Source organism: Corallococcus aberystwythensis (genome assembly GCF_003612165.1).
GTDB lineage: Bacteria > Myxococcota > Myxococcia > Myxococcales > Myxococcaceae > Corallococcus > Corallococcus aberystwythensis.
In genome coordinates this window covers 1-26,265 of record NZ_RAWK01000043.1, presented here as the reverse complement: position 1 = coordinate 26,265, position 26,265 = coordinate 1, and the positions used below count along the sequence as shown (strand labels likewise).

26 protein-coding genes are annotated in these 26,265 nt (G+C 67.8%); 9 read left to right on the top strand and 17 right to left on the bottom strand.

The window, feature by feature from the left end; genetic code table 11:
• The first annotated feature begins 6 nt into the window (after positions 1 to 6).
• Positions 7 to 1,089: a HEAT repeat domain-containing protein gene (locus D7W81_RS42285; RefSeq protein ID WP_158621504.1), complete on the top strand. Its 1,083-nt coding sequence runs from the start codon at positions 7 to 9 to the stop codon at positions 1,087 to 1,089.
• 13 nt (positions 1,090 to 1,102) lie between these two features.
• On the opposite strand, the gene D7W81_RS09420 is transcribed toward D7W81_RS42285, so the two are convergent.
• The 10 genes from D7W81_RS09420 to D7W81_RS09385 all read right to left on the bottom strand — a co-directional run bounded on the left by D7W81_RS09420 (position 1,103) and on the right by D7W81_RS09385 (position 12,156).
• The gene (locus tag D7W81_RS09420) at positions 1,103 to 2,317 is read right to left on the bottom strand and encodes a glycoside hydrolase family 19 protein (protein WP_120555004.1); all 1,215 of its coding nucleotides are present in this window, start codon (positions 2,315 to 2,317) and stop codon (positions 1,103 to 1,105) included.
• Positions 2,318 to 2,336: 19 nt separating this feature from the next.
• Entirely contained in the window at positions 2,337 to 3,419 is a 1,083-nt protein-coding gene (locus tag D7W81_RS09415) for a glycoside hydrolase family 43 protein (protein WP_120555003.1), read from the bottom strand.
• A gap of 124 nt (positions 3,420 to 3,543) precedes the next feature.
• Positions 3,544 to 4,293 (bottom strand): type 1 glutamine amidotransferase domain-containing protein, encoded by a 750-nt coding sequence (locus tag D7W81_RS09410; RefSeq protein WP_120555002.1) that lies wholly within the window; start codon positions 4,291 to 4,293, stop codon positions 3,544 to 3,546.
• 80 nt (positions 4,294 to 4,373) lie between these two features.
• Positions 4,374 to 4,811 (bottom strand): hypothetical protein, encoded by a 438-nt coding sequence (locus D7W81_RS41890; RefSeq protein ID WP_147445405.1) that lies wholly within the window; start codon positions 4,809 to 4,811, stop codon positions 4,374 to 4,376.
• Positions 4,812 to 4,890: 79 nt separating this feature from the next.
• The gene (locus D7W81_RS09405; RefSeq protein WP_120555001.1) at positions 4,891 to 5,601 is read right to left on the bottom strand and encodes a RelA/SpoT domain-containing protein; all 711 of its coding nucleotides are present in this window, start codon (positions 5,599 to 5,601) and stop codon (positions 4,891 to 4,893) included.
• On the bottom strand, positions 5,598 to 6,608 hold the full coding sequence (locus D7W81_RS09400) for a ParA family protein (protein WP_120555000.1): 1,011 nt from the start codon (positions 6,606 to 6,608) through the stop codon (positions 5,598 to 5,600). The genes D7W81_RS09405 and D7W81_RS09400 overlap by 4 nt, the downstream gene beginning before the upstream one ends.
• The gene (locus D7W81_RS41885) at positions 6,605 to 7,246 is read right to left on the bottom strand and encodes a hypothetical protein (protein ID WP_147445404.1); all 642 of its coding nucleotides are present in this window, start codon (positions 7,244 to 7,246) and stop codon (positions 6,605 to 6,607) included. Before D7W81_RS41885 ends, D7W81_RS09400 begins: the two co-directional genes overlap by 4 nt.
• A gap of 130 nt (positions 7,247 to 7,376) precedes the next feature.
• Entirely contained in the window at positions 7,377 to 8,084 is a 708-nt protein-coding gene (locus D7W81_RS09395) for a response regulator transcription factor (RefSeq protein ID WP_120554999.1), read from the bottom strand.
• A complete protein-coding gene (locus D7W81_RS09390; protein WP_120554998.1) occupies positions 8,081 to 9,925 on the bottom strand; it encodes a sensor histidine kinase in 1,845 nt (614 codons plus the stop codon). Before D7W81_RS09390 ends, D7W81_RS09395 begins: the two co-directional genes overlap by 4 nt.
• An 11-nt stretch (positions 9,926 to 9,936) precedes the next feature.
• Entirely contained in the window at positions 9,937 to 12,156 is a 2,220-nt protein-coding gene (locus D7W81_RS09385) for a YfbK domain-containing protein (protein ID WP_244227088.1), read from the bottom strand.
• Between the two features lie 143 nt (positions 12,157 to 12,299).
• Here D7W81_RS09385 and D7W81_RS09380 point away from each other — a divergent pair, with 143 nt between their 5' ends.
• The 3 genes from D7W81_RS09380 to D7W81_RS09370 are packed head-to-tail and all read left to right on the top strand — an operon-like array spanning position 12,300 to position 15,156.
• On the top strand, positions 12,300 to 13,916 hold the full coding sequence (locus tag D7W81_RS09380) for an NADP-dependent glyceraldehyde-3-phosphate dehydrogenase (RefSeq protein WP_120554997.1): 1,617 nt from the start codon (positions 12,300 to 12,302) through the stop codon (positions 13,914 to 13,916).
• Between the two features lie 39 nt (positions 13,917 to 13,955).
• Positions 13,956 to 14,456 (top strand): 6-pyruvoyl trahydropterin synthase family protein, encoded by a 501-nt coding sequence (locus D7W81_RS09375; RefSeq protein WP_120554996.1) that lies wholly within the window; start codon positions 13,956 to 13,958, stop codon positions 14,454 to 14,456.
• Positions 14,449 to 15,156: an SDR family NAD(P)-dependent oxidoreductase gene (locus tag D7W81_RS09370; protein ID WP_120554995.1), complete on the top strand. Its 708-nt coding sequence runs from the start codon at positions 14,449 to 14,451 to the stop codon at positions 15,154 to 15,156. Before D7W81_RS09375 ends, D7W81_RS09370 begins: the two co-directional genes overlap by 8 nt.
• Before the next feature lie 15 nt (positions 15,157 to 15,171).
• Here D7W81_RS09370 and queD read toward each other — a convergent pair whose 3' ends face one another.
• On the bottom strand, positions 15,172 to 15,591 hold the full coding sequence (queD, locus tag D7W81_RS09365; protein ID WP_120554994.1) for a 6-carboxytetrahydropterin synthase QueD: 420 nt from the start codon (positions 15,589 to 15,591) through the stop codon (positions 15,172 to 15,174).
• 142 nt (positions 15,592 to 15,733) lie between these two features.
• Between queD and D7W81_RS09360 the strand changes: the two genes are divergently transcribed.
• Positions 15,734 to 17,428: a PA14 domain-containing protein gene (locus D7W81_RS09360; protein ID WP_120554993.1), complete on the top strand. Its 1,695-nt coding sequence runs from the start codon at positions 15,734 to 15,736 to the stop codon at positions 17,426 to 17,428.
• Positions 17,429 to 17,454: 26 nt separating this feature from the next.
• On the opposite strand, the gene D7W81_RS09355 is transcribed toward D7W81_RS09360, so the two are convergent.
• From D7W81_RS09355 to D7W81_RS09345, 3 genes are all read right to left on the bottom strand, one after another.
• Positions 17,455 to 17,859 (bottom strand): SRPBCC family protein, encoded by a 405-nt coding sequence (locus D7W81_RS09355; RefSeq protein ID WP_120554992.1) that lies wholly within the window; start codon positions 17,857 to 17,859, stop codon positions 17,455 to 17,457.
• On the bottom strand, positions 17,856 to 18,173 hold the full coding sequence (locus D7W81_RS09350) for an ArsR/SmtB family transcription factor (RefSeq protein WP_120554991.1): 318 nt from the start codon (positions 18,171 to 18,173) through the stop codon (positions 17,856 to 17,858). The genes D7W81_RS09355 and D7W81_RS09350 overlap by 4 nt, the downstream gene beginning before the upstream one ends.
• A gap of 81 nt (positions 18,174 to 18,254) precedes the next feature.
• Entirely contained in the window at positions 18,255 to 18,842 is a 588-nt protein-coding gene (locus D7W81_RS09345) for a hypothetical protein (protein WP_120554990.1), read from the bottom strand.
• Positions 18,843 to 19,040: 198 nt separating this feature from the next.
• Between D7W81_RS09345 and D7W81_RS09340 the strand changes: the two genes are divergently transcribed.
• Both D7W81_RS09340 and D7W81_RS09335 read left to right on the top strand, forming a co-directional pair.
• On the top strand, positions 19,041 to 19,817 hold the full coding sequence (locus tag D7W81_RS09340) for a DUF3142 domain-containing protein (RefSeq protein ID WP_120555019.1): 777 nt from the start codon (positions 19,041 to 19,043) through the stop codon (positions 19,815 to 19,817).
• Positions 19,814 to 22,084 (top strand): hypothetical protein, encoded by a 2,271-nt coding sequence (locus tag D7W81_RS09335; protein WP_120554989.1) that lies wholly within the window; start codon positions 19,814 to 19,816, stop codon positions 22,082 to 22,084. The genes D7W81_RS09340 and D7W81_RS09335 overlap by 4 nt, the downstream gene beginning before the upstream one ends.
• Positions 22,085 to 22,097: 13 nt before the next feature.
• Here the strand turns inward: D7W81_RS09335 and D7W81_RS09330 are convergent, their stop codons facing one another.
• The 3 genes from D7W81_RS09330 to D7W81_RS09320 form a co-directional block, all read right to left on the bottom strand.
• Complete coding sequence (locus tag D7W81_RS09330) at positions 22,098 to 23,342, bottom strand: hypothetical protein (protein ID WP_120554988.1); 1,245 nt, start codon at positions 23,340 to 23,342, stop codon at positions 22,098 to 22,100.
• A 24-nt stretch (positions 23,343 to 23,366) separates the two neighbouring features.
• A complete protein-coding gene (locus D7W81_RS09325) occupies positions 23,367 to 23,744 on the bottom strand; it encodes a hypothetical protein (RefSeq protein WP_147445402.1) in 378 nt (125 codons plus the stop codon).
• Between the two features lie 120 nt (positions 23,745 to 23,864).
• On the bottom strand, positions 23,865 to 24,770 hold the full coding sequence (locus D7W81_RS09320; RefSeq protein WP_120554986.1) for a LysR family transcriptional regulator: 906 nt from the start codon (positions 24,768 to 24,770) through the stop codon (positions 23,865 to 23,867).
• A 95-nt stretch (positions 24,771 to 24,865) separates the two neighbouring features.
• On the opposite strand from D7W81_RS09320, the gene D7W81_RS09315 reads away from it, so the two are divergent.
• Positions 24,866 to 25,981 carry an aldo/keto reductase gene (locus D7W81_RS09315; RefSeq protein ID WP_120554985.1) on the top strand — a complete coding sequence of 372 codons (1,116 nt, stop codon included), beginning with the start codon at positions 24,866 to 24,868 and terminating at the stop codon, positions 25,979 to 25,981.
• A 54-nt stretch (positions 25,982 to 26,035) separates the two neighbouring features.
• Positions 26,036 to 26,265: hypothetical protein (locus D7W81_RS09310; RefSeq protein ID WP_147445401.1), on the top strand; the 230-nt coding region annotated here is incomplete at its 3' end.

The window sequence follows — 26,265 nt, the reverse complement described above, 5'->3', positions numbered from 1 at the left end:
GGGGCCATGGCTTCGGAGCGCAACAAGGGCCGTGTCCGCACGGTGGAGGAATGGGTGGGCCGGCTGTCCTCACGCGATTCGGGATCGCGCGAGGAAGCGCTGTCGGCGCTGGAGGAGCTGCTGGTGTCCGGCGAGCCGGAGTCGCGGGAGCGGACCGCGCGGGCGCTGCTGGAGGAGCTGGGGCGGCCCGGAACGGCGGTCGCGGAGCCGCTGCTGTTCCTGTTGCAGCGCGGCTGGTGGCCTCCGCAGCCGGGCCTCACCGGGCTCGCCGTCCAGAGCGTGCTGACGGTGCTGGCGCGGATGGAGGCGGAAGCCCCCGCGCTGGAGAACGCCGCGGGAGTGCTCACCGGGGTGTGCCGGGTGGACCCGTCCCAGCTCGCCGCGCTGGACGGGATGTTCCAGCATCCCCGTCCGGCGGTCCGCAGTGCCATGGCGCGCGTCGTGGGACGGCTGGGCACCGCCGCCGCGTCTGAGTTGCCCCGGCTGCTGGCGCTCCTGGAGGACGAGGAGCCCGTGGCCCTCTCCGCGTTGGAGTCGCTGGCCGCGCTCGCGCCCCTGGCCCCGGAGCTCACCGCGCCCCGGCTGTTGGAGGAGGTGCGCGGGACGGACGGGGCGCGCCTCTACCTGGCCCTGGTGTCGCTGCGAGGCCTGCTGGACGAGTTGTCCGTGGAGGGGCGGCCCGCGCCCGCGCTGCCGGGCCTGGAGTCCGCGCTCCTGCGCACGTTGACCGCGCCGGAGGCACCCATCCGGCAGGAAGCGGCGTCCCTGCTGGGGCTGTGCGGTGCGCAGTCGCCCGCTGCCATCGCGGCCCTGCGCGAGCACCTCCGGGATGAGAGCCCCCATGTGGCGGCCCGCTCCGCCGTGGCGCTGGTGCGCTCCGGTGCTCCGGCGGCGGAGGCCCTCTTCCTGTTGAAGGGCCAGCTGAGTCCGGCTGCGTCGCGCGAACTCCAGGAGGCCGCCATGGCCGCGCTGGAGGAGGCGGATCCGGCCCAGCTCGGCCGGGCGAAGGGGATGCTGGAGACGGTGGCTCGCGACGCGGCGGGGCTGACGCGCGAGGCCCTCTTCGAACTGCTGGGTCAGATTTCCTGAGCGCGGGGCGCTGTCAGCAACCCAGGTTGCCGCCGGGGCTCACGCCGAGCAGGGAGCAGAACTGCAGGTACTTGTCGATGCGGCTCTGCACCTGGCCGGGGTTGCGGCCGTAGCACTCCACCGACCCGTTGATGGTGCGGATGGTCTCACCGAAGCCCGCGCCGTTGACGATGGCGTTGTGCGCCGTCATGGAGCCCGCGCCGTTCTGCGTGGTCCAGAACCAGAAGGCCGTGCGCCACGCGGCGTTCGCGTCCTGGGCCAGCAGGTCCGGGTTCGCCTGGAGCGGCAGGCCCAGCGCGTTGCCCGCCGCGCAGTAGTTGCCATTCCACGACAGCTGCATGGGGCCACGTCCGTAGTACCGCTTGCCCGGCGCGCAGGAGCAGCCCGGCGGGCCCCACGACGTGTCGCAGTACTCTCCCCGGTTGATCTCCTCGATGTACACGAGCCCGCCCGTCTCATGCGACACGTTGGCCAGGAAGGCGGCCACCTCGCGCTTGCGCGTGTCCGTGTCCCCCGTCGTCGCCAGGCCCGGGAACCCGTTCGCCGCGGCGATGAGCGCGTCGTAGCTATAGAAGCCGTTGCGGCTGGGGAACATGGTGTTGAACATGTCGCGGGTGAGGATGCCCGCGAAGCCCGAGCCGCCGCCGCTACCGCCGCCGGAGACCAGGTCGAAGGTCCAGCGCTGGTTGTCGCGGTCCGCGTAGAACGGGTACTGGACGATGGGCGTGCCGTTGTCCGGCAAGCCATAGGACAGGTCCATGGCCATGCCCGTGTGGCGCGGGTGGAAGCTGAACTGCGTGCCGCCCCGGTTGATGAACTGGAACTGCTGGTTGTTGCCGCCGACGTAGCTCCACTGGTGGAGGACGGCGTTCTCCGCGGTGCTGACACCCACGATGTCCAGCGCCTTGCCGCTGTTGACGTTGATGATCTTCCAGAACCCGCCCGACGTGGGCGAGATGTGGAACTTCTGCGCGTTGGTGCCGTTGCAGTCCCACTGCTGCACCTTCGCGCCGTCCGCCGTGCTGGACGAGGCCACGTCGATACACTTGTTCGTCCGCACGGAGCGGATGACGTAGTCGCCCTCCGTGATGGTCGTCACGACGGCGGCGCTCTCCACCTGTCCGGTGGCTTCAGGCGAGCCCTCCACGGAGTCCGGCCCCGAACAGCCGCCCAGCGCGCCAACGACGCCCAGCAACGACAGACCGCGGATCATTCCCTTGTGGTTCATGACGTCCTTTCGGTGGGTGCTACTCGTAGAACTTCAGGCTCCAGCCCGTGTTGCTGGCACCGCCGCGCGTGTACGTGACGTTTCCCCACCACTGGAACGTGCCGGAGTACCAGTAGCGGCCGGACCAGAAGGGGTTGGGGTTGTCCGCGTTGGGCACGCCGTGGAAGGCGAGCGGGAACCTGGGGCCCGCGGGCGGGCTGGTGTTGATGTCGCCGTTGAGCAGCACGAAGGTGTGGTGGCCCACGCCCTTCGAGGAGAGCGTGGGGTCCCAGCCGCTCATCATGATGTCGCGGCGCGAGCCGAAGAGGCAGCCGTTGGACTTGAACCAATCCCAGACATAGGCCGGGTCGCCGTCCAGCCGCAGGCGCAGGTCCGCCAGGCAGTAGTTCGTGCCCCAGCTCCCGTTGGCCGAGTACACGATGTGCAGCTGGCCGCTCGGGTCGATGATGGCTTCCGGCCCCTCGTTGACGCGCGTGGGCGGATTGACGTCGACCTTCTCCCACCACTCGCGCGGCTGGGAGATGACGTAGCGCCCGCCCGTGATGGCGGTGGGGCTGGACATGCGCGCGATGAAGAGCGTCTGCTCGCCGTTGGTGTCGCCCTCCCAACCAGACCAGACGAACCAGCGCTGGCCCCGGTAGGTGAACGCCGTGCCGTCGATGGCCCACTTGTCGCCGGGCAGCGCCATCCGCACCGCCGCGGAGTAGCCGGTGTTGGGTGACTGCGACGTGATGGCGTACATGCGGTGGCTATTGCCCGTGCCCGCCGCGAAGTAGATGACGTAGGTGCTGCCGTCCCGGACGATCTCGGGCGCCCAGACCTCGCCCAGGCCCGTGGGGTTGCCCCACACCAGCTGCCGCGCGGCCCCGGCCAGCGCATCCACCGACGGCGCCATGCGCACGTAGAGGCGCGCGCCATCCGACTCCACGGAGATGTACGTGCTGTCCACGCGGAGGATGGACGGGTCCGCGTTCTTGATGGACAGCCGGACCGGCTGCTGGGTGGTGCCCGTGGCCTCGGGAGGGGACTCGGGTGCCTCGGGGCCACACGCCTGGAGGGCAGCGGCGAGCGCCGGCATGAGGAGGAACTTCAGGGCACGCATCCGGTTCTCCTTGGGGAACTTTCTTTCGTTGGAAAAGAAAGTCGCCGGGAGATCCTTAGTCAGGACATGGCTATCCAGTCAATCAGGTGAACCCTGAAAGGCGTGTGCCAGGTGATTCAGTGCGTCAGGCGAGGTGCTTCAGGAATCGCTCCGTGAAGAGGTATGCGTCCCCCGGCCAGCGTGCGGACACGTAGCGCCCGTCCTCCACGACGAAGGCGGGCGCGTGGTCCGTCGCGGTGCCACGCTTGGACAGGACTCGGGGGCCGCGCTCGAAGTGGCTCGGGTCCGCGAGCGAGGCGACGACCTCCTCCTCCACGTAGGCGGGGTAGGTGCGGTAGTAGCGCCCCAGCTTCCACGCGGTCAGCAGGTACGCGGAGCGCTCCATGTACTTGGGCAGGCACGTGGTGCGCGTGCCGTGGAGCACGCTCCTTCCGGTGGCGGGGTCCTTCGTGCGCGCGAGCACCAGCACGCCGTGGCAGATGGCCGCCACGGGCCGCTGGAGCGCCCAGAACGCCGCGACCTTCGCCTGGAGTGCCGCGCTGCCCAGGTACTGCCGCATGCCCGGCGCGTGGCCTCCGGGCAGCAGGAGCGCGTCGAAGTCCGACGGCGTCACCGCGTCCCAGGTGAGGGGCTTCTGGAAGGCCCGCGTGAGCGTGAGGTCGCCGTAGAAGCGCCGGGGTTCCGGCTCCGCGCCCAGCTTGCCGAAGAGCACACCGGTGAGCAGCAGCGGATCCGCGGCGGGCATGTGGCCCTTCTCCGTGGCGAATACAACCTCATGGCCCGCGTCGGTGAGCAGGCGCCAGGGCACGGCGACTTCGGTGACGTCGAAGTCATGGTCAGGCAGCGGGACGAGGACGCGGCGGGCGGAGGCCATGCAGCCAGTCTTTCCCGCCCACCGACTCAAAACAACCGGTCCTCGAACAATAGCCTGTTAATCCAGGTAGACGTGGAGGCCTACTTGGATTTTTCGCGAAGCGCACGGACGCAATCTTCGCCACTGATGGTCAGCGAATATCTGTGCAGGCCCGCCTGTCGAAGCATACCCTGCTGGATAGCCAAGGTGAAGTATTGACTGTGTATGCTTTTTAGCTTGGCTTCGCCTGCCAATGATTTAATTTCCTTTGCGCCGAAATCTTTGAGGTCGCGATGAGTTTCCAAGTAGCTGCCTAGAACAAGGAGTGTCTCAACGCCAGTGTCCGGAGAATGCTGTCGAACAAATTCGGAAGGCGCGGTTGTCTTGGCCGGCAGGGGCGCCTCTTGCGTGGTAGGTCTGTCTGCGTCAGAGGCGTCAAATTGTCTCGATGTGTCTTGGTGCTTAGAGCTGGCGATGGTGAGGAATGTGTTGATGTTCTTCTCAACAAATTCGGCATCCCCTTCGATCTCTATCTCCATTTGGGCGATTCGCCACCGTATTCTTTGGGTCATAGTCTGAATTGTTCAGGATGTTGGTGTTGTCGATTGAGAGAATTTGCTATTCGGTGTCGTTCTCTGGGTTCATCGTATGGGTGAAGAATATTGAGTCAACGAGGCGAGTGCAGCTAGATGTGACTCGTGCCAGAACCTTAATTTGTTCTTTGCAGGCGGGGTTTTTCGATTCATGAGGATAGTTAATGGTGTGATCGACTTCACCCCAAAGCTCTTCAGCCAGGGTTCGTACCTGGATTTCTCCTGTAATTTTCGATCTGGTATTGGCTTCAATTACATAGTGGACGCTTGTGTACATGGAAGGACTGTCACGGGTCGCCAAGCCGATTTCACTGAAATATTTGCGGTGCTCGTCATCCCAGGTGCGGGCGAATGGCGCTTCATAAAGCGGGTACTGGTACTCCGTGAAAATATCCATCAGGGCTTTGTGGATTTTGTCCATCTGGCGGGTATGGAGATGCAGTAACCGCATGCCTGCAAGATCGTTTATTTTGTGGAAAAGATTGCCCTTGTTGATGTCGAACTCAAGGCCTTTTTTGTGCGCCTCAATAGCTTTGCGAATGAGTTTGTCCCTTAAGTGGTCTGGATCCTTAACGCGCCATTTGACAGAGTGAAGCAGGGTGGCGAGCGTTGAATCACCCGAAATGGCCGACCGCAATTGGTCTGAAAATGTCGAAAACGTTTTTTGATTGGATTTGAAGTGATCAACGAGTTCGTTTATGAGGGCGATTGGGACTGTGTCGTCGGTTGTGGTCATTTGCCAATGCGCTCCGCTAATCGCTTTGCAATGTCGGCGAATGATGTTTTGGCGGACTCGACTTGTAGTGTGTTTGTTGTGCTGACGGAAGACAGAGGTACGCCTTGTGTCTGTGATGCGCTGACGAGGCTGCCGAAGTCCTTAACTTCGCCAAGCTTGAGGCCTTTGCTTACTGGGCTCACAAGGGATGCGTCAATCTTTCTGAGTACGTTGACGACATCGCTAAGTAATGCGCGCTCCAGTTGAGGTATGAATGCCGCGAACTCTGTAGTTGGGTGGCCGCCGTAAACGCGAAACCTTTGCGGCACGTATCCTGCGAGCTTGGGCATTCCAGGCAATAGGATTGCGCTGTCGGGCGCTAGATCCGAGACCGTTTGCCAGTCGGTTATCCAATTGGCCAGTGTGTGGCCTAATGTCTTGATTGCTCGCAGCGAAAAAAGGTCGCATGCGGCTGGTACGGCAAAATAGTCACAATCAAGTAGAATAATCCTGTTAAGTGCCCCGATGTTGGGACCTGAATCGTAAAGGATAAAGTCGGCGTTACACATGCTTGCGGAAAGATCAACAGTACGGCTTAGTGCTGAGACCCCACGATATCCTTTGAGCTTTCGCTGGAAACAGTCGTTCCAGAACTCTACAAGATCCAGTTCAAATTCAGCGAGGCGAATGTCTCCCGGAAGAAGGAAGAGATTGTCTCGAATTTCAAAGGGCTCAATTGGAACTATGTCTCCTGTTGCTTCGCTGATAGGACGAAGTGCTGACCAGACCGTGCGTCCCTCTGCCGAGTCTGACTTGTCGAGAAGATCATCGACTACAGCCGCTTCCAAGAGGTGAGCTGTTAGGTTGCACTGCGGGTCTGAGTCTACCAGCAAGGTGCTGTAACCTTGTGATGCAAGTGCCGATGCAACATTTAGGGCAATGGTTGTTTTTCCAACCCCGCCTTTGTGGTTAAAAAACGCAATCCGTTTTGCTTTAGTTTGCTCTTGTGTTTTTGTGGTGGCTGTCATTCGTTTCTTTCGTTGGTGGAACTGGACTTGCGACCTCTCCTTTTGGCGCGAAAGTGCGTCGTCGCATTCCTTGCTGCTTCTCTGTCGGGCAGGGCTTGGACATAAAGCTCACCCATTGCTGAGATTTGCTTGGTTCCTCGCACTGCTGCTACGAGCAGTCCTGCCTTGGATGCATTGTCTACTGCATGGGCGGCGTTTGATAGCTTTATTTGGGCTGCTTCGGTGTTGAGTTTGCTGAGGTCTAGTGTTTTGAAATGAGGCGTGTCTCGGAAGTGAGTTATGTAGTAGGCGAGGCAGGTCACTCTTTCGATGTCTGTGACTGGTTTTTTGTTGAGTAAGAAGTCTTTGGGGGATGGGGTTCTGTCTTCGGTAAAGGGAGCTACAGGGGGCTGGGCGCTGGCTTGGTGGTGCCTTGTTGCTTGAGGGACGAAGGTGGGTGAGGGTATGTGTGAGGGATGATCTATTGTTGAGTAGAAAACAGAGACCGTGTGTAGAATGCGCTGTCTGGTTGGAGGATCGAGTTCTTCGAGAGCTTCGATGATCCATGCGAGCGTTTTGGCTTCAGTTGGTTTCGGTGTGGACGATTTCGGAGATGATGATTCCTCAGTCGAAGGATTGTTCGACGGTGTTTCGTTCATGCTCGCTCCATCAAAAGGTTGGTTTATTGCCTGTAAGTTCCGGCGCCGCTGACTAAAATGTCCGGCAAGGCGCATTGGTTTGAAGAGAAATTTAATCCGCCTGTTCATATCTGCAAGACGAGGTCTATTTTCACGAATTTCGTTCCACCTCCATACGGTAGCCCACGCCGCGCACGGTCTGGATAGAAAAGCGTGAGGCGCTGGTCCACTTGAGCTTGCGCTTCAGGCTGGAGACGAAGTTGTCCACGGTGTGCGGATCCACCACCACGTCCGTGCCCCAGACCGCGTCCAGGATTTCGTCGCGCTTGAGCGCCCGCTCGCGCTCCTTCAGGAAGAAGGCCAGCAGGTCGAACTCCTTGCGCGTCAATTCCACCTCCGCGCCCTCCGGTGTCTCCACCCGCCGCCGGTCCAGGTCCACGCTGTAGCCCGCGAAGCGCAGCAGCTTCGCGGGTGGGACGCCGCCGCTGCGCTTCAGGTGCGCGCCCACTCGCGCCAGCAGCTCGCGCAGCCGGTAGGGTTTGCCCAGGTAGTCCTGCGCGCCGGATTCGAAGCCTCGCACCACGTCCTCCTCCAGTGTGCGCGCGGTGAGCATCAGCACCGGCATCTCCAGGCCCTCCTCCCGGAGTGCGCGGCAGAGCGCATAGCCGTCTCCGTCCGGCAGCATCACGTCCAGGAGGATGAGCTGGAAGTCGCGGCGGGACAGTTGCTCTCGCGCCTCCTTCACCGTGGCGGCCTCCTCCACGGCATAACCTCCCTGGTGCTCCAGGTTGTCGCGCAGCGCGAGCCGCAGGTTCGGGTCGTCCTCCACGACGAGGACGGTGGGGGCGGCGGTGGTCATGCGGTGCTCAGGGCCTCGGGCCGGTACTCGGGAATGGTCAGTTCGAAGGTGGTGCCTTCGGGGCTGGAGGACGCCACTCGCAGCGTGCCCCCGTGCAGCCGGGCAATCTTCCGGCACAGCGCGAGCCCCAGCCCGCTGCCGGGCACCTCGCGGCCGTCCCGGCCGGACAGCCGGTAGAACTCGCCGAAGACGCGCTCCCACTCGGCATGCGGGATGCCGGTGCCGTTGTCCGTGAAGTGCACGCGTCCACCGGACAGCGTCTGGACATGGAGCCGCACGGGGCTGCGGGTGTTGTACGCGCATGCGTTGCGCGCCAGGTTCGCCAGCAGGAGCCGCAGCAACTGCGCGTCCGCGTTCAGTTCGCGCGCGTCCACGTCCGCGGTCAGCTCCACCGGCACCGGCGCACCGGACTCCAGGTCGCGGCGCAGGTTGGAGACCAGCTCATCCAGCCGCACCGGCGCGAGCTTCGGCACCCAGCGGCCCTTGTCGATGCGGTTGAAGGACAGCAGGTTCTCCACCAGGAAGCCCAGCCCGTCCGCCTCGCGGATGATGCGCGCGGGGTAGTCCTTCGCGTCCGCGCCCTCCGCCACCCGCCACTCCAGCGTCTCCGCGAGCAGCCGGATGGAGGCCAGCGGCGTGCGCAGCTCGTGCGACACCGTGGCCACGAAGTCGCTCTTCAGCTCCAGGAAGCGGTACTTGCGCTGCTGCGCCACGAAGGCCAGCGCCGCGATGACGAGCGCCAACACCGCGCACAGGGCCAGCATCAGCGTCTTGAGCCGGTAGCGGCTCTCCAGCGCTTCCTCCCCCCGCGCCCACGCGGAGGACTCCACCGCCACCGGCAGCGACGCCAGCGTCAGCACCGGCGCATCCCCCGGCAGGGCCACGCGCCCGTCCGCCTCCAGCAGGCCGCGCTCGCGCATCTCGCGGGTGAGCCCCGCCAGCAGCCCGGGCAGGTCCAGCGCCAGTCCGCGCACGTCGCTCCCCTGGAGCGGCTCCAGGTACCAGCCGGACCTCGTCAGCGCGGGCTCCCGCACGGCCTCGGGCAGCGGCAGCGGCGATGCGGCCAGCTCGCTCGCTCGCGCCTCGAAGTCCGCCACCGGCACGCCCACGCGTGTGGAGAGCGCCGCCACCTTTTCGCGCAGGAAGTCGAAGTCCTCCGGCGTGAAGCGCGAACGCTTGAGCAGGAGCAGCCGTTGCAATCCCTCCAGCCGCCCTCCGCCCTGTCCATCCACGAGCCCGTCTCGCAGCAGGGCCTTCATCAGGTCCGGGACCACGTCGCCCCGCGCGGCCACGTCCTCCAGCACCACCAGCAGCGAGGGCAGGTCGCGCGTGGACGCGAGCACGAAGTGGGTGCGGTGCTGGAGCAGCGCCATCAGCGACAGCAGCGTCGCCCGCCGGTCCTTCGCGGCCAGCGACTTCTCGATGAGGGCCATCCGCTCCAGCCGTTCCTTCCACGGGCCCTCGTCCTCGTCCGCGACCTCCGTGCCCGCGCGCAGCCGCGCGTAGCGTTCCTTCGCGGGTGAGTCCCCGGCCGTGTCGAAGAGGGCCAGCCGGGGCAGCACCTGCTCCCCCTGTTCCCGCAGGTACAGCCCCGGCGTGGCCACCAGCGGGTCCTCCTTCGCTACGGCCAGCGTTCCGCGCGCGCCTTCCATTCCTTCGCGCAGGGCCTGTCCCAGCGACGCACGGGCGTACTGCTCCAGGGCCTCGCGCCGGGAGCGGAGCGAGGCCCGTGCATCCTCGCGTTCCGCGGCGAAGATGCGGTGGAGGTAGCCCAGGCCGACCCCGAGCCCGGCCAGGCCGAGCACGAGGGCGACGAGGGTGGGCAGCAGCCTGCGCGGCATCCGGGTGGGCCTTACTTGATGGTGGGGACGCGGTCGGCGTCCATGGTGCGCACCGGGGAGATGGACTCGAAGCGGTCCTCGCGGCGGTCCAGCTTCTTCGCCAGCCGGATGAGCTCACCCAGCTCCACCACGTCCTGGCGGCTCTTCAGCGGCGTGCCCAGCTCCTCCCACAGCGACACGAGCGCGTCGTAGGTGAGCGGGCGCGCCCAGTAGGAGCCGCGCAGCTTCTCCGCGAAGGCCGCGGCGACGTAGGACAGGCGGGTGGGGGAGGCGGCCTTCTCGAAGGCCGGGCGCAGGAGCGTCACGGGCATCGCCTTCTCGATGAGGCGCGAGCTGCCGCCCTCCGGGGCCTTGTAGCGGATGCGCAGCGTGCCGAAGTGGGACTGCTCCGGGTCGCGCAGCTTCACCTCGTAGAGGGCGGTGACGGCGTGGCCCGCGCCCACTTCACCCGCGTCCACGCGGTCGTCGTTGAACTGCTGCTTGGTGAGCAGCCGGTTCTCGTAGCCGATGAGGCGGTAGCGGGAGACCGTCTTGCGGTCGAACTCCACCTGGAGCTTCACGTCCTTGGCCACCACCTGGAGCGTGCCGGTGAGGTTCTGCACGAAGATGCGGCGGGCCTCCTCCAGCTTGTCCACATAGGAGTAGTTGCCTTCACCCACCTGAGCCAGCCGCTCCATCAGCACGTCGTTGTAGTTGCCCATGCCGAAGCCCACGGTGGACAGGGTGATGCCCGCCGCCGCGCGCTCCTTCACGCGCTCCCAGATGCCGTCCGCCTGGGTGATGCCGTTGTTCGCCACGCCGTCCGAGCAGAGGATGACGCGGTTGATACCGCCCTTCACCAGGTGGCTCGCGGCCAGCGCGTAGCCCAGCTCCATGCCGGCCTGTGCGTTGGTGGACCCCTCTGACTGGACGCTGTCGATGGCGCTCAGGATGTCAGCCTTCTCCGTGGCGTTGGTGGGGGCGAGCACCTGCCGCGCCTCGCTGCCGTAGACGACGATGGACACCCAATCTCGCTCATCCAGCGCGTCCACCAGCAGCCGCAGCGACCGCTTCACCAAGCCCAGCCGGTTCTCCATGTTCATGGAGCCGGACACGTCGATGACGAAGACGAGATGTCCCGGCTTGCGCTGGGCGCGGCTCACGTCGCGCGCCTTCACGCCGATGTGCACCACCTGGTAGCCCTTGCGCGCGGGGGAGGGGAAGCCCTCCACGTTCACGCTGAAGGGCGCGTCCGGCGCGTTGGCGTAGCCGTAGTCGAACGTGTTGATGAACTCCTCCACGCGCACGGCCTGCTCGTCCGGCAGCGCGCCGCGCTCCAGGTAGGCGCGCGTCAGCGTGTACGACGCGGTGTCGGTGTCCACGGAGAAGGTGGAGAAGCGCTCCTCCTCGGTGTCCACGGTGGGGTTCACGCCGTAGCCCTTGAAGTACATGTCGAAGAAGCGCTGGCCCTGCGGGGCCACGGTGCGCTCCGGCGCGGGCTGCGGCGTGGGGACCGCCGAGGCCTGGGGCGCGCGGTACGTCGTCTGCGGCGTGCCGTCCGGGACGACGATGTGCATGTAGGGCAGGGCCCAGGCCGGGGCGCGCGCGCGGTCGTTCTTGCTGTAGGGGTCACCGGAGCCAGGGGGCACGTCCACGCTCAATCCATCAATGACGTAGCCCCCTTCCGGCGCGGACGTACCGATGCCGACCCCGTAGGAATCGGAGGTGCTCGACGGCGCGGAGTTCCTCAGGTTCTCCATGGAGCGCGTCGCTTCACCCTTGCCCACCGGGCGCGCCACCGCGATGCGCTTGATGAACTCCTGGTCCACGTTGACGCCCTGGTTGGAAGAACCCACGTCGATGGTGGGCGGGCCGCCAACGAGCGTCGTCGAAATGAAGGGGTCGGGGACCATCTCCACGTTCAGCCGGATGGTGCGGTTGGCCAGCAACCGGACGCCAGGGCGGGCGAAAGGCTTGAGCGCCTCCTTTTCGAACCGCACGGTGTAGGTCCCTGCGGGAAGCCCCGGGATGCGGTAGTTGCCGTGGGCGTCCGTGACGACCGTCTGGTCGCCTTGCAGGCTCGGCGAGGTCGCGGTGATGACCACGTCCTGCAGGGGCTGCTTGGTGGTGACGTCAACCACCGTGCCGATGATGACGCTCTTGCCCACGGTGCCCGCATCGGGCTGGGCCAGCACGGGCTCCGCGGACATCAACAGCAGGGGCAGTGCGTTTCTCAGGAGGGACTTCAGCATGGACCACCTCTCGCGCATCAGGGTGGAGCCATCATCCAGATGCGCCCCGCATCGAACCGCACGGCGGGCTCGTCTCCTCATCATGGTTTCATCATGACGGGAAATCGTGCCGGGCACGGGGTGTCCCATTAGAAAGGCCATCCATGACGGCACTCGACTCCCTCTTTCCCTCTGAAGAGCAGATTCCCCCCGGCGTGCGGCTGCCCGCGTACCTGGAGCAGCGCGAGTACCTGGTGGGAGGCGAGCTGCGCACCTGGGCCGGTGAGCTCAACCCGGTGGCCAGCCCCGTGTTCCTCCAGACCCCGGAAGGGCTGAAGCAGAAGGTGATTGGCGCCACGCCGCTGCTCACCTCACGCGAGTCCCTGGACGCGCTCGCGGCGGCGGTGAAGGCCTACGACTCCGGCCGGGGCGTCTGGCCCACCCTCAAGGTCGCCGAGCGCATCGAGCACGTGGAGCGCTTCCTCACCGCCATGCGCGCCCAGCGCACCGCGGTGGTGAACCTGCTCATGTGGGAGATTGGCAAGACGCAGCCGGACTCGGAGAAGGAGTTCGACCGCACGGTGGACCTCATCGTGGAGACCATCCGCGCGCTGAAGGAGCTGGACCGCACCTCGTCCCGCTTCGTGCAGGACCAGGGCATCATGGCGCAGATCCGCCGCGCGCCCATGGGCGTGGCCCTGTGCATGGGCCCGTACAACTACCCGCTCAACGAAACCTTCAGCACGCTCTTCCCGGCGCTGCTGATGGGCAACACCGTGGTGTTCAAGCCGGCGAAGTTCGGCGTGCTGCTGGTGCGCCCGCTGCTGGAGGCCTTCCGGGACTGCTTCCCGCCCGGCGTCATCAACATCATCTACGGCCGCGGCCGGGAGACGGTGGGCGCGCTGATGGAGAGCGGGCAGGTGGACCTGTTCGCCTTCATCGGCACCAACAAGGGCGCCAGCGAGCTCAAGCGCATGCACCCGCGCCCGCACCGCCTCAAGTCCGTGCTGGGCCTGGACGCGAAGAACCCGGCCATCATCCTGGAGGACGCGGACCTGGATAACGCGGTGAAGGAGTGCATCACCGGCACGCTGTCCTTCAACGGCCAGCGATGCACCGCGCTCAAGTTGCTGGTGGTGCACCGGAACATCGTGGACGCGTTCCTCGCGAAGTTCACCGCCGCCGTGGACAAGCTCAAGCCGGGTATGCCCTGGGACCCGGGCGTCTCCGTCACGCCGCTGCCGGAGCCGGGCAAGGCGACGTACCTCCAGGGGCTGGTGGACGACGCGGTGGGGAAGGGCGCCCGCGTGGTGAACACCACGGGCGGGCAGGCGTCGCGGTCGTTCTACTCACCCACGGTGGTGTACCCGGTGACGAAGGACATGCGGCTGGCGACGGAGGAGCAGTTCGGCCCGGTGGTGCCGGTGATGGTCTTCGACGACGATGCGGAGGCCGTGCAGCTGGTGGTGGAGTCGCACTTCGGCCAGCAGCTCAGCCTGTTCGGAAAGGACCCGGCGCGCGTCGGGCGGTTCATCGACGCGTTCTCCAACCAGGTGGGCCGCATCAACCTCAACTGCCAGTGCCAGCGCGGGCCGGACACGTTCCCGTTCAACGGCCGCAAGGACTCCGCGGAAGGGACGCTGTCCGTGGCGGACGCGCTGCGGGTGTTCTCCATCCGCACGCTGGTGGCCACGAAGACGACGGCGGACAACACGGCGCTCGTCCAATCCATCCTGACCCGCAGAGCGTCGGATTTCCTCACCACGGACTTCCTCTTCTAGTCCGGCCTTGGCCCCTGGTGCTAAGCCTGGGGCCATCCCATGGCGCCGCGCACCACGACCCTCGAGCTCCACAAAGAAGAGATGAAGTTCTCCGCGGGGCACTTCACCATCTTCTCCGCCACGCACCGCGAGAACCTGCATGGGCACAACTTCTCCGTCTACGTCGCGCTGACGGGGGAGGTGTCCGACGAAGGGCTGCTTTCGGACTACGGTCCGCTCAAGCAGGCCATCATCGCCCGCTGCAAGGCCTGGAACGAGACGTTCTTCCTGCCGGCCCACTCCCCGCACCTGCGGCTGGAGCGGGACGCGCAGGGCAATCACGTGGCGCACTTCAACGGGGAGGAGCTGCGCTTCCTCGCGCGCGACGTCACGGTGCTTCCGGTGTCCAACGTGTCGCTGGAAGAACTGGCGCGCGTCTTCGGCGAGGAGCTGGTGGGCGATGGCAGCGGCATGGCGCGCGACCACGTCACGCAGTTGGTGGTGAAGTGTGCCTCGGGCCCCGGCCAGTGGGCCTCCTGGGAGTGGAAGCGCGATGTCTGATCAGGTCCTCATCACCGGCGCCAGCCGGGGCATTGGCCGGGCTGCGGCGGAGCGCTTCCGCAAGGAGGGCTGGCGCGTCATCAACGTGTCGCGCGGCCCGTGCCCCGTGCCGGACGTCGTCAACGTGCGGGTGGACCTGGCCGAGCCGGGCTGGGAGCCCGCGGTCGAAGCCGCGCTGCGCGATGGCGCAAGCCAGGGCCCGGGCCGCCTGTGCGTCGTGCACAACGCCGCCCTCTACGAGCACGACGACGCGCTGAGCATGGACGCGGACCACCTGCGCCGGGTGCTGGAGGTCAACGTCGTGGCCCCGCTGGTGCTCAACCGCCTGGCGCGGCCGCTGCTCACGGACGGCTCGTCGCTGCTCTACGTGTCTTCCACGCTGGGGGAGAAGGCCGTGAAGGGCGTGGCGTCCTATGTGACGACCAAGCACGCGCTCATCGGGATGATGCGGGCCACCTGCCAGGACCTGGCGGGGACGCAGGTCCACACCGCCTGCGTCTGCCCGGGCTTCACGGACACGGAGATGCTCCGCGAGCACCTGGGCGCGGACCCCGCCGTCCGGGCGAGCGTGGCGGGGATGACCACGTTCGGGCGGCTCATCACGCCGGAGGAGATCGCCGGCGTGCTCTACACCTGCGCCACCACCCCGGTCCTGAATGGCGCGGTCATCCACGCCAACCTGGGACAGATAGAGCGCTGAGCGCTGAAGCGGCTTTCAGCCTTCCGCGGCGTAGACGGTGCACGAGGACGTGCAGGTCTCCGCGACGCGGATGCGCGCCACCGTGGTGCCGGGCACGTTCACGCGCTCGAAGAGCCACGCGGCCAGCAGCTCGCTCGTGGGGTTCTCCAGGCCGGGGACGTCATTGAGCAGCCGGTGGTCCAGCTGAGCGTGGAGCGGCTGCCAGGCGGCGTTCAGCTCCGCGAAGTCGACGATCCATCCGAACTGCGGGTGCACCGGGCCACGCAGGGTGATTTCGATGCGGTAGCTGTGGCCGTGCACGCGCGAGCACTTGTGCCCTTCCGGAACGTTGGGCAGGCGGTGCGCGGCTTCGAAGGTGAACTCCTTCGAGATTTCGGTGATGAGGGGGGTCTTCTTCAAGGGACAGTCTCCTGACGGCGGCCTTCTACCTGTCATGTCCCCTGACGTCCATGTGCCTGGAGGCGCGGGCCCGCACGCCTGGTGATTCCCCGGAATCAGATGATCCCGCCTCCCGCGTCCTTCCCTTGCTGGACCCGGACGCACAGGCTGCCGGCCCCTTTTCCCGGAGGCCTTCCTGATGCGTCGTTCCTTCCTCTCACCGCTCCTGGTGCTCGCCAGCCTGCTGGCCTGTGGCCCTGCTCCCGAGCCCGAGCCCGTCCCCACCGCCACACGCACCCAGGGGCTCACCTCCGCCAACGGGCTCGTCACCCTGGAAGCGGTGGGCACGGGCCGGCCCTATGCCTTCGCCACCGCGCAGGTCGGCGCGCAGCTCTACGTCGACCGGGCGTACACGCTCACCGGCCTGTCCTCCCGGCTCCAGGGCGGCGTGCTGCTCCAGGCGGCCAACGACGACAAGCTCTACGCCGGCACGTCCCAGGTGCGGCTGGGCCTGAGTTCCGCCGCCACGGTCTACGTGGCCATGGACCGGCGCAACACGGTGCTGCCCGCGTGGCTCGCGGACGGCACCTGGGCGCTCACCGACGAGGTGCTCGCCACCAACGACCCTTCCGCCACCACGTCCAATGCCTCCACGCCCATGCGGGTGTACGTGAAGTCCGTGCCCGCGGGGACGCTGGTGCTGGGCGGCGGCATGGCGGCTCCAGCGCAGGGCACCAACGCGCAGTACGTGACCATCATCCAGTACGTCAGCAGCGAGCCCGGCGTGGTGGCGCGCTTCTTCCCCAACCTCCGGATGCAGGGCGTGCCGGTGCTGCGCCACCTGTCCACGGTGAACGTGTCCTACGGCACGGGGGCGCCGGTGGCCGGCATCCCGGCGGACTTCTTCGGCATGCGCATCGAGGGTTACGTCACGCCCGCCTTCACGCAGACGTACACGTTCCGCACCTCCGCCAGCGGCGGCGTGCGGCTGTGGGTGAACGGCCAGCTGCTGGTGGATGACTGGTTCGAGCACGCCGTGGAGCAGCGCTCCGGGAGCATCGCCCTGTCGCAGGACATCCCTGCCAGCGTGGTGCTGGAGTTCTTCGACGCGGAGGCCGCGGCCTCGCTGCTGCTCCAGTGGCAGAGCCCGAGCCAGCCCTGGCAGACGGTGCCCGTGTCCCGGCTGGAGACGGCGGCGCTGCCCCTGCCGCGTCCCCTGGGGGCCCACTGCACCGCGGACGCGCAGTGCCGCTCCGGCGGGTGCAGCGTGTTCCCCGTGGGCAACGTCACCATCTGGAACGAAGGGGACGCCGTCTGCGCGCCGGAGGTGGCGGAAGGACAGCCCGGGCTCAAGGCCGAGTACTTCACCTCCGAGTTCCTCTACACCCGCGCCGCCGTGAGGCGCGAGGCGTTCCTGGGGACGTACTGGGGCGCGTCCTCCCCTGCGTCCGGCGTGCCCTCGGACAGGTGGTCCGCGCGCTGGTCCGCCACGCTGACGGCGCCCACCACCGGCACGTACACGCTGCGCACCGGCACGGAGGACGGCGTGCGCCTGTGGCTGGATGGCGTGCTGCTCGTGGACAACTGGATGGAGGCGGAGGGAGGGCAGACGCACGACGTCGCCGTGTCCCTCACCGCCAACAGCCCGCGTGCCCTGGTGATGGAGTTCTTCGAGGGCTACGGCAACGCGCACGCGCAGCTGTCATGGACCGGCCCGGGCATCCCGTGGCAGACGGTCACCACCGCGCTGAGCACGCCGCCGCACTTCACCTGCCGGCCGCTGGGCTCGCAGTGCCGCTCCAGCGAGGACTGCTGCGGCGGCTTCTGCTCCGTATCCCCGGTGGGCAACGTCACCATCTGGAACGAAGGCGCCACGGTGTGCAGCCCCCGCTGAGCTGAGTCGGCCCCTCCGGCCCGCGCTCAGGTTCCGAGCGCGGTGCCGAGCCGTGCGAGCACCCCCGGCCAGCCCTGCTTCATTCCTTCCAGCGCGCGGCGGCCCATGGGCGAGTCCAGGTTGAAGCCCTCGTGCGTGAGGGTGAGCCGCGTCCCGGTGCCCTCCGGCGTGAGCCGCCAGGTGATGGTCGTGTCGAGCGTGCCCGTGGCGAAGAGGTACTGGAGCAGGCGCTCCGGCTCCACGGCGAGCACCTCGCACGGCTGCTGACCCCAGGCGCCCATGTCGAGCGTGAAGCGGTGGCCCACGATGGGCCGCACGTCCCCCGCGGCCCACCACTTCGCGTGGAGCACCGGGTCCGTCAGGGCCTTCCACACGGCGGAGGGCGGATGGGCATACACGTGGTCCAATTGGATGATGGCGGGGGGATTCATTTCCTTGCCTCTTCGTCGAGCACGTCACCGAGCGCGGCGAGCCGCTGCTTCCAGTAGTGCGTGAAGGCCTTGAGCCAGTCGTCCACCTCCGATAGCGGACGCGGATCCAGGTGGTAGTAGCGCTCGCGGCCGCGCGGCTCCTCGCGGACCAGCCGTGCCTTGCGCAGGACCTGGAGGTGTTCGGAGACGGCGGGACGGCCCAGGTCGAAGCCGCTCGCCAGGTCGTTCACCGCGCGCGGCCCCTTGCGCAGCTGCATCAGGATTTCGCGGCGCACCGGATTGGCGAGCGCCGAAAAGACATCCGGTTCGAGCATGGCCCGGATTGATACGTCGGAAATATCCGACGCGTCAAGAGACGTCGGAAACATCCGACGCGTCAGCGAACGCCCCGTGTGTCACCTCCGGGCGATTCGCGGCTGTGCGATGGGCGCGCGCTGTTCCTGGCGGATGGGGAGCCGGAGGAGCTGGGCGTAGCGTGCGAGCCGGTCCTCGAAGCGCCGGGCATCGCGGCCCCAGTGCACCACGACGTTGCGCTCGGGGTCCTTCCGGTGCGTCAGCGCGATGCCGTATTCGTCCTGTGCGCCAATCCAGTCCGGGTGGTGGCGCCGCTCGCAGTCGAGGCTGACGTAGTGGGCCAGGGGCTCGCTCCAGGTGAAGGCGCTCAGGGCCCCGGCGCCGTGCAGTGACACCTCCGAGGCCGTCACCACCACCTCCAGTCGGGTCGTCAGGCAGCGCACGATGAGTGCCCCGCTCACGAACAGGCCCAGGACCGCCACCAGCGGCAGCATCCACTCCTCCCGCAGCTGGGCGAGCGACAGGTCCTGGTCCACCGCGTAGGCGACGGGGATCACGCACAGCAGCACGAACCCCAGCAGTGGCCACACGACCTGTCCGGCAAGCGGACGGGTTTCGAAGCGCAGCGGGAGGTCGCCCCCCATGTCCATCTTCCGTGGAACCGGTGAGAGCACTTCGAAGAAGGACATGGGCCAGGCGTCTCGGGGCGGGCGGGAGATGTATGCCTTTGCCTCAAGCTCAACATGGTGGCGGACGCACTGTCCATGGCTTCCAGGGTAGTCCTGGAGCACCCGGGTGTGCCGTGCCCTTGATGTGGCTGGCGCGCGGGTTGCTAAATGAAGCCACGGCGGCGGGGCAGGGTGCCCGGCCGTGGCTTCCTGCCCACGATGCGCTCCGAACATGTCCATCCGCCCGTGGCTCCCGGCCCGCGGCGCGGCTTGCTGGCCACCGTCGTCCTCGCGGTGCTGTGCCTGCCGCTGTCCGTGGCCCCGCCGGTGATGCCCCGACTGATCCTCTGGGCCTGGGAGCGGCCGGAGGACCTGCGCTTCCTGGAAGGCCGCGCGGCCGACGTCGCCTTCCTGCTCGCGACGCTCGACCTCACCGACGCGGACGTCCACGTGCTGCCCCGCCGGCAGCCGCTTCGCGTTCCTCCCGGCATGGCGCTGAAGGCCACCGTGCGGTTGCAGATGCTTGCGGGGAGCTCGCTCGCGCGCTTCAACTCCGAACGCCTGGAGGCGCTGGCCCAGCGCCTGGACGGGCTCGCTCGCCGCCATCATGACGTGACGGCGCTGCAGCTCGACTTCGATGCCCGCGCGTCGGAATACGACGCCTACGTCGACCTGCTCCAGCGGTTGCGCGCGCGCCTGCCTCCGGGGATGCCGTTGTCCATCACCGGGCTCGCTTCGTGGTGCGTGCCCGGCGGTTGGATTGCCCGGGCGCCCGTGGATGAAGTGGTGCCGCAGCTCTTCCGCATGGGGCCGGATGCCCCGGTCTGGCGTGCACGGTTCGCGCGCGGCCTGCCCCGCCCGTGCTCCGGCAGCATGGGGCTGGCCGTGGACGAGTGGCAGCCCGTGCCTCCCGGCGTCTCGACCCTCTACCTCTTCAACCCCCGGCCGTGGACGCCCGACGCGTTCGCTCGTGCCGTGGCGGAGCTCCGACCATGAAGAACGCAAGAACAGTCCTGGGGCTCGTGGGCCTCGCGGTCCTGCTGCCTCCCGTCATCGCGGAGGCCTGCGGGCCCGACTTCCCTCCGGACCCTCTCTTCGAGGTCCGTTCGAATCCAGACCGGCCCTTCGATGCCTTCGTCGCGGGACGTCTGGGCATCGTCCGAGACACGTTCAGGCCGCGCTACCTCGCCTTCGCCTGGCGCTCGATGATGGGCATCCCCACCACGGCGGAGGAGCAGAAGCACCTGGTGGATGGGTGGCGGGTGTCGGTGTCCCGCTACGGTCCCGATGCGAGCTGGGCCAGCGAGCAGTGGCTCGCCGTCCGGCGGGAGGTGGTGCCCTCCGCCGGGGAGGAGAACCCCCAGCTGGACCTCACGGGGGAGGCGGGCCACACCAGCTACTCGCGCATCCACGGCGACGCCTTCCTGCACGCCGCGGTCACGGCCCGCGCGCTCGCGAAGGAGTGGAAGCGGCGCCCGGCCCTGCTGAAGGAATGGCGGGACAACCAGGACAACGTCTTCAACGGAGGCTGCCAGCCGTACGACCCGACGCCCGGCATCGAGGAGGGGCTGACGCCCCGCGAGAAGGCCCGCCGCCAGGTGGAGCGCGACTACCAGACCGCGGCCATGAACCTGTACTGCGGGTCCTACGACGAGGCGGCGGCGGGCTTCCAGGCACTGGCTGACAACGCGGAGTTCTCCTCCCGGCCGCTCGCCGCGTACCTCGTGGCGCGCACCCGCGTGCGGCAGGCGCTGTTCTCGCTGCCGGACTGGCCGGACGACCCGCCGAAGGTGGACGCGGCCCAGGTGGAGGCGCGCTTCAAGCAGGCGGACGAAGCTCTCCAGAAGGTGCTCGCGGATCCGAAGCTGCGCGAGGTGCACGGCCCCGCGCGACGCCTGCTGTCCGTCGTGCGCTGGCGCCTGTCGCCGGAGACCTGGCAGTGCGAGCTGTTCTCCCAGGTGCTGGAGAAGGGAACGGGCTCCGGGCTGGAGTCGGCGCTGGCCGGCATCGCGGTGGGGCGCGGCGCGGACGGCAAGGACATCACCTGCCCGGGGCTGAAGCCACGCGCGGCGGAGCTCTTCGACTGGCTCCATCAGATGACGCTCGCCCCCCGCCGGCAGAACGGACAGGAGACGCCGGAGTCGGCGAAGACCTTCGCCACGGCGGTGGCCCGCTGGAAGAAGACCGCGCACGTGCCCTGGCTCCTGTTCGCGCTGCTGACGGCCCGCGCGGACGCACCGGAGGTGCCCGGGCTGCTCGCGGACGCACAGAAGGTGCCGGTGGAGTCCTCCGCGGGCCTGACGCTCGCGTGGCGCTCCGTGCAGCTGCTGCGGGAGCGGGGACAGCTGACGGAGGCCCGGGCGCGGCTGGACGCCATCCCCGTGGTGCTGGTGCGCGACCTGCCCTCGTCGGACAACCTGCTGCGGGAGGAGCGGCTGCACCTGGCGAGCAGCTGGGACGAGGCGCTGCGCAACGCGGCCCAGTTCGTCGTGGACGAGGACGGCACCGGCCTCCATCAGGACTGGAGCTCCCAGGCGCCTGAGCTCGCGTCCCAGGGGCTCAGCCCCGCGCGGGCGTACTTCCTGGAATCCCACCTCCCCACGCGCCGGCTGCGCGAGTGGGCCGCGCTGCCCGGGGTGAACCCCGAATTGCGCCGGCAGCTGTCCTGGGCCGTGTTCGCCCGCGCCGCCGTGGTGGGGGACGACGCGACGCTCAAGGCCCAGGCGGCCACGCTCGCGGAAGCCGAACCCAAGGCGCGCGCGGAGCTGCTGGCCATCCTGGGACGGCCCACGGTGGAGGAGCGCCTCTTCGACGCGCGGCTGCTGGTCATGGGGTTGCCGGCCGTCTCCGCGAGGCTGGAGCCCAACCGGGACCGGCTGGCGACCCTCTCCCCCGAGCTCGACCTGACGGAGGACGTGACCTGGTACCGGAACGGATGGTGCGTGCCGGGGACAAAGGACCTGGAGGACCCACTGAAGACGCCGCTGCCGTTCGCGAGCCCGGAGGAGCGCTCGGACGCCGCCGCGGAGTGGAAGGCCCTCAACGCGGCGGGCCCCTCTGTTTCCTTCTTCTCCCGCGTGGCGCTGGACTGGGCGAAGGCGCACCCGGCCGACCCGCGCTCGCCCATCGCGCTGTTCCGCGCGGTCCGCTCCAGCAAGAAGGGCTGCGCCCACGACACCGCGGAGGTGAAGAAGGCCTTCGCGTATCTCCACAAGCACTACGGCAAGACGGAGTGGGCGCGCCGGGCGCCGTACTACTACTGACGCAGCGCGGGCCCTACTTCATGGGCCGCACGATGCGCAAAATCTTCCGGTGGAGGATCTTGTTGCGCGCCTCTTCGGACAGGCGCGTGGACTTCACCTGCAGGTAGATGGAGGGATGGTCCGAGTAGTACTTGCCCTCGGCGTGCAGGTGCCTGGAGCCGCTGGCGCCCATCAGCCCGTACATGCCGGGACCGGCGAGCTCCAGGTGCTCCGTGTCCGCCTGGTAGTAGCCCATGTAGTGGGCGTTGCCGGCGGAGTTCGAATACTGCTGCTGGAAGCGCGGGATGGCCTCGCTGCTCTTGTGGGCCAGCATGTACGTGGGCTGCGTCTCCGGCCGGCCGTCGAAGAAGACGCCCCGGCTGCCCTGGGTCGTCTCCTGCAGGTCCATGTTGAAGTCCCCCACCATCACCTGGATGCCCTCGGACACGCAGAAGGCCTGCAGCGCGTTGCGCTCCACCTGCCGCTCATGCGGGTTGGAGCCGGTCAGCGACGCGCGCAGGTGCACCCCGGCCACCGTCAGGGATTGGCCATACCGCTTCCCGAGCGTCACCTTGAGGATGTACTCGTCCTTGGCCTTCAGCTTCGCCTGGATGGACGCCGTCTTGCGCGTGAGGGTGCTGGCCTCCAGGTAGAAGTCGTCGTCCTTCGGGTTGGCCAGCTGCGTGTCGATGTCCTCCCGCAGGTAGAGGGCAATCTCGTTGACGTGCTTGATGCCCTTGACCGTCGAGCTGTCGATGAGGTGCTTGCGCACGTAGGACATGCCCAGCCCGGAGACGTCGATGCGGTCCGGGAAGGGCGAGCCCGTGGGGTTCTCCGACAGGAAGATGAAGACGGGGTAGTGCTTGTAGCCCCGCAGGTTCCGCTCGATGCGGTTCTTGCGCCGGTCGCTCCACTGGGACGTGTCCACGTGGGGCCCGTGGCTCGCCAACCATGACTGGTAGTTGTCGTCATGGTCGGAGTCGGGGTTGTGCATGTTGCGGATGAGGTCGCACTCCTGCCGCACGATGTCCGCGAGCTTCGTGGCGATGTCCGGCCCCGGCAGGAAGGCGCTGGAGGCCATGCCGGGCACGAGCGGGTTCGCCAGGTTCGCGCCGTCCACCCGCGCCCCGCTGTCATCGAACGACGCGCTCAGCCCCTTCACCCCCTTGGAGGTGTTGGCCTTGTAGAACTTCTTCGCGGCGTCGAAGGGGATGAACAGGATGGAGATGTGGGCGAGGGTCGAGACGTCATAGCCCTCGTCGAATTCGCGCTTCGGCATGGAGGCCCCGGGGACGGCGGGGGATTACTTCCAGGAGCAGCCCTTGATCTTCTTGCAGAACGCTTCGTTGGTGGCCTTCTCGCAGGCGATGGCCACGCCGCCGCACATGTTGGACCCGAACATGTAGGCACATCCAGGCTGGCTGCTGCAGTACACCTGGGAGAAGACACCACAGAAGTTCGCCTTGCCCGTGCAGCGGCCGGCGCCCTGGGGCGCGGTGGCGTCCTTCTCCGGTTTGGCGGCCGTGCCCGCGTCCTTGCCTTCGACCCCCGCGTCCGGCTTCGCGGTGGCGGAGGGCTTGGGCTTCGTCCCCGCGTCCTCCGCGTGGGCGGGGGCGCCCAGGAGGGCCACCGCCATCGTGAGCGCCATGAAGAGACCAACACGCTGTCCGTGCTGCGCCATGTTCCTGTCCTTTCGGTGTGGGACCGGCCCGTCTCCCGCCATAACAGTCTACGGGCAGGGGAGTCGGCGGCGTGAAGCATGCCCGCCTGCCCGCGCGGGAGTCGAGCAGCCGCGTCTGTTTCAGCGGCGGGGGAGGAACTCCCGCGCCAGCTCCATGAAGGCCCTCAAGGGGCGGGAGGCCCGCGCCCGGTGGGGGAAGTACAGGAAGAGGCCGGGCACGAGAGGTGCCCAGTCCTCCAGTACGGGCCGCAGCGTGCCGGAGCGCAACGCTGGCGCCGCCTGGAGCTCCGCGATGTAGGCGAGTCCCAGGCCCTCGCAGGCCATGTTCAGGAGCAGCGAGGAGTTGTCCGACGTGAGCGGACCCTTCACCGGCACGGTGAGCTCCTTCGCGCCCTGTTCGAACTCCCAGTGGTAGGGCAGCCCCGTGGACGGCGTGCGGTAGCCCAGACACGCGTGGTTCGCCAGGTCCCGGGGATGCCGGGGCGTCCCGTGCCGTTCGAAGTACGCGGGCGTCCCCAGGACGAGGAAGCGGAAGGCGGGCGTGAGGCGCACCTGGACCATGTCGCGCTGCACGGACTCCGTGAGCCGGACGCCCGCGTCGTAGCCCTCCTTCACGATGTCCACGAACCGGTCCTGCACGGACACGTTCACGCGCACGTGCGGGTGGGCCGCGAGGTAGCGCGGGAGCACCGGCTCCACCACGATCGGCACGGAGAACGCGGGCACCGACAGGTTCAGCGAGCCCGTCACCTCCTGGGTGTCCCCGGCGGCCAGGTGCTCGAGCGCCGCGAGCGCGGACTGGAGCCCCGGCGCGGCTTCGTCCAGCAGCCGCTGTCCGGCGTCGGTGAGGGACACGCTGCGCGTGGTTCGCGCGAGCAGCGCCTGCCCCAGCTTCGCTTCCAGCTGGCGCACCGCCTGGCTCACCGCGGACGAGGACACGCCCAGCTCCTTCGCGGCCTGGGTGAAGCTGCGCCGGCGGGCGACGGTGACGAACACGGTCAGGGCGTTGAGGGGCGTCAGGGCCATTTCGAAGAAAGTCTAAACAGTCCGTGCAACTTCCGCGTCTTCATCCCGCGGCTTCCGGGCGGCACCTTGAGGGCATCCAACCCCGGAGCCTTTCCATGACGACGACCGGACGCATTGATTCGCTGGCGCAGTACCACCTGCTGGGGCGCAGTGGCCTGCGGGTGAGCCCGCTGTGCCTGGGCACCATGACCTTCGGCACGGAGTGGGGCTGGGGCAGCCCCAGGGACACCGCCCACCGCATCCTCGCGCGCTACCTGGAGGCCGGGGGCAACTTCCTGGACACGGCGGACGGCTACACGGGCGGCTCCAGCGAGGCCATCCTCGGGGACTATTTCGCGCAGGCAGGTGGCCGTGACCGCGCGGTCATCGCGACGAAGTTCACCGTCAACACGTCGCCCGGGGACCCGAACGCGGGCGGCAACGGCCGCAAGAACATCCGCCGCGCGCTGGAGGGTTCGCTGCGGCGGCTGAAGACGGACTACGTGGACCTGTACTGGCTGCATGCGTGGGACGGCGTGACGCCGGTGGACGAGGTGATGCGCACGCTCGACGGGCTCGTGCGCGAGGGCAAGGTCCGCTACATCGGCCTGTCGGACGTGCCGGCCTGGTACTTCACCCGCGCGCAGTCGCTGGCGGAGCAGGAGGGCTGGGAGCGCGTCGCCGCGCTGCAGCTGGAGTACTCGTTGGTGGAGCGCAACATCGAGCGCGAGCACATCCCGGCGGCGCTGGCGCTGGGCGCGTCCATCACGCCCTGGAGCCCGCTGGCGTCGGGACTCCTGTCCGGCAAGTACACCCGCGAGGGCACGCAGGCGAAGGGCGAGGGACGGCTGCCGTCCATCCAAGGCGGCGGCAACCCGGGCTTCGAGAAGCTCTTCACCGAGCGCAACTGGGCCATCGTGGACGCGCTGCGCGAGGTGGCGGCGGAGCTGGACCGGTCCCCGGCGCAGGTGGCGCTCGCGTGGGTGACGCGCCGGCCTGGCGTGGCGTCCACCCTCATCGGCGCGACGCGGCTGGAGCAGCTGGAGGCGAACCTGCACGCGCTCGACGTGCAGCTGCCCCCCGAGTTGGCCGCGCGGCTGGAGGCCGTCAGCCGCCCGGAGCTCGTGCACCCGTACCACTTCTTCGAGGACGCCTTCTTCACCGGGGGCATGTTCACGGGCGGCACGACGGTCCGCGCCGAGCCCACGTGGTTCCGGCCCGCGCCGCGGTAGGGGGCTCCGGCGGCGGCGGGACTTGCGTTAGGCTCGAGGCCGGAGGTGCGGCACGTGGAACGCGTCGAGGGAGGGGGAGCCCGCTCCGGTTCGGAAGTCCGGAGCGAGCTCGAACGCACGCAGGTGGAACTCGTGGCCGCGCGGCGCAAGGTCCAGGAGCTGGAGCAACTGTTGGCGGAGCGGTCTCGCGAGTCCGGCAAATGGAAGGCGCGCGCCGCGAAGGAGCCGCGGCCGGATTCGGAGTACCGGCTGGTCGCGTTGGTGGTGGGGGTGGTGCTGGGAGG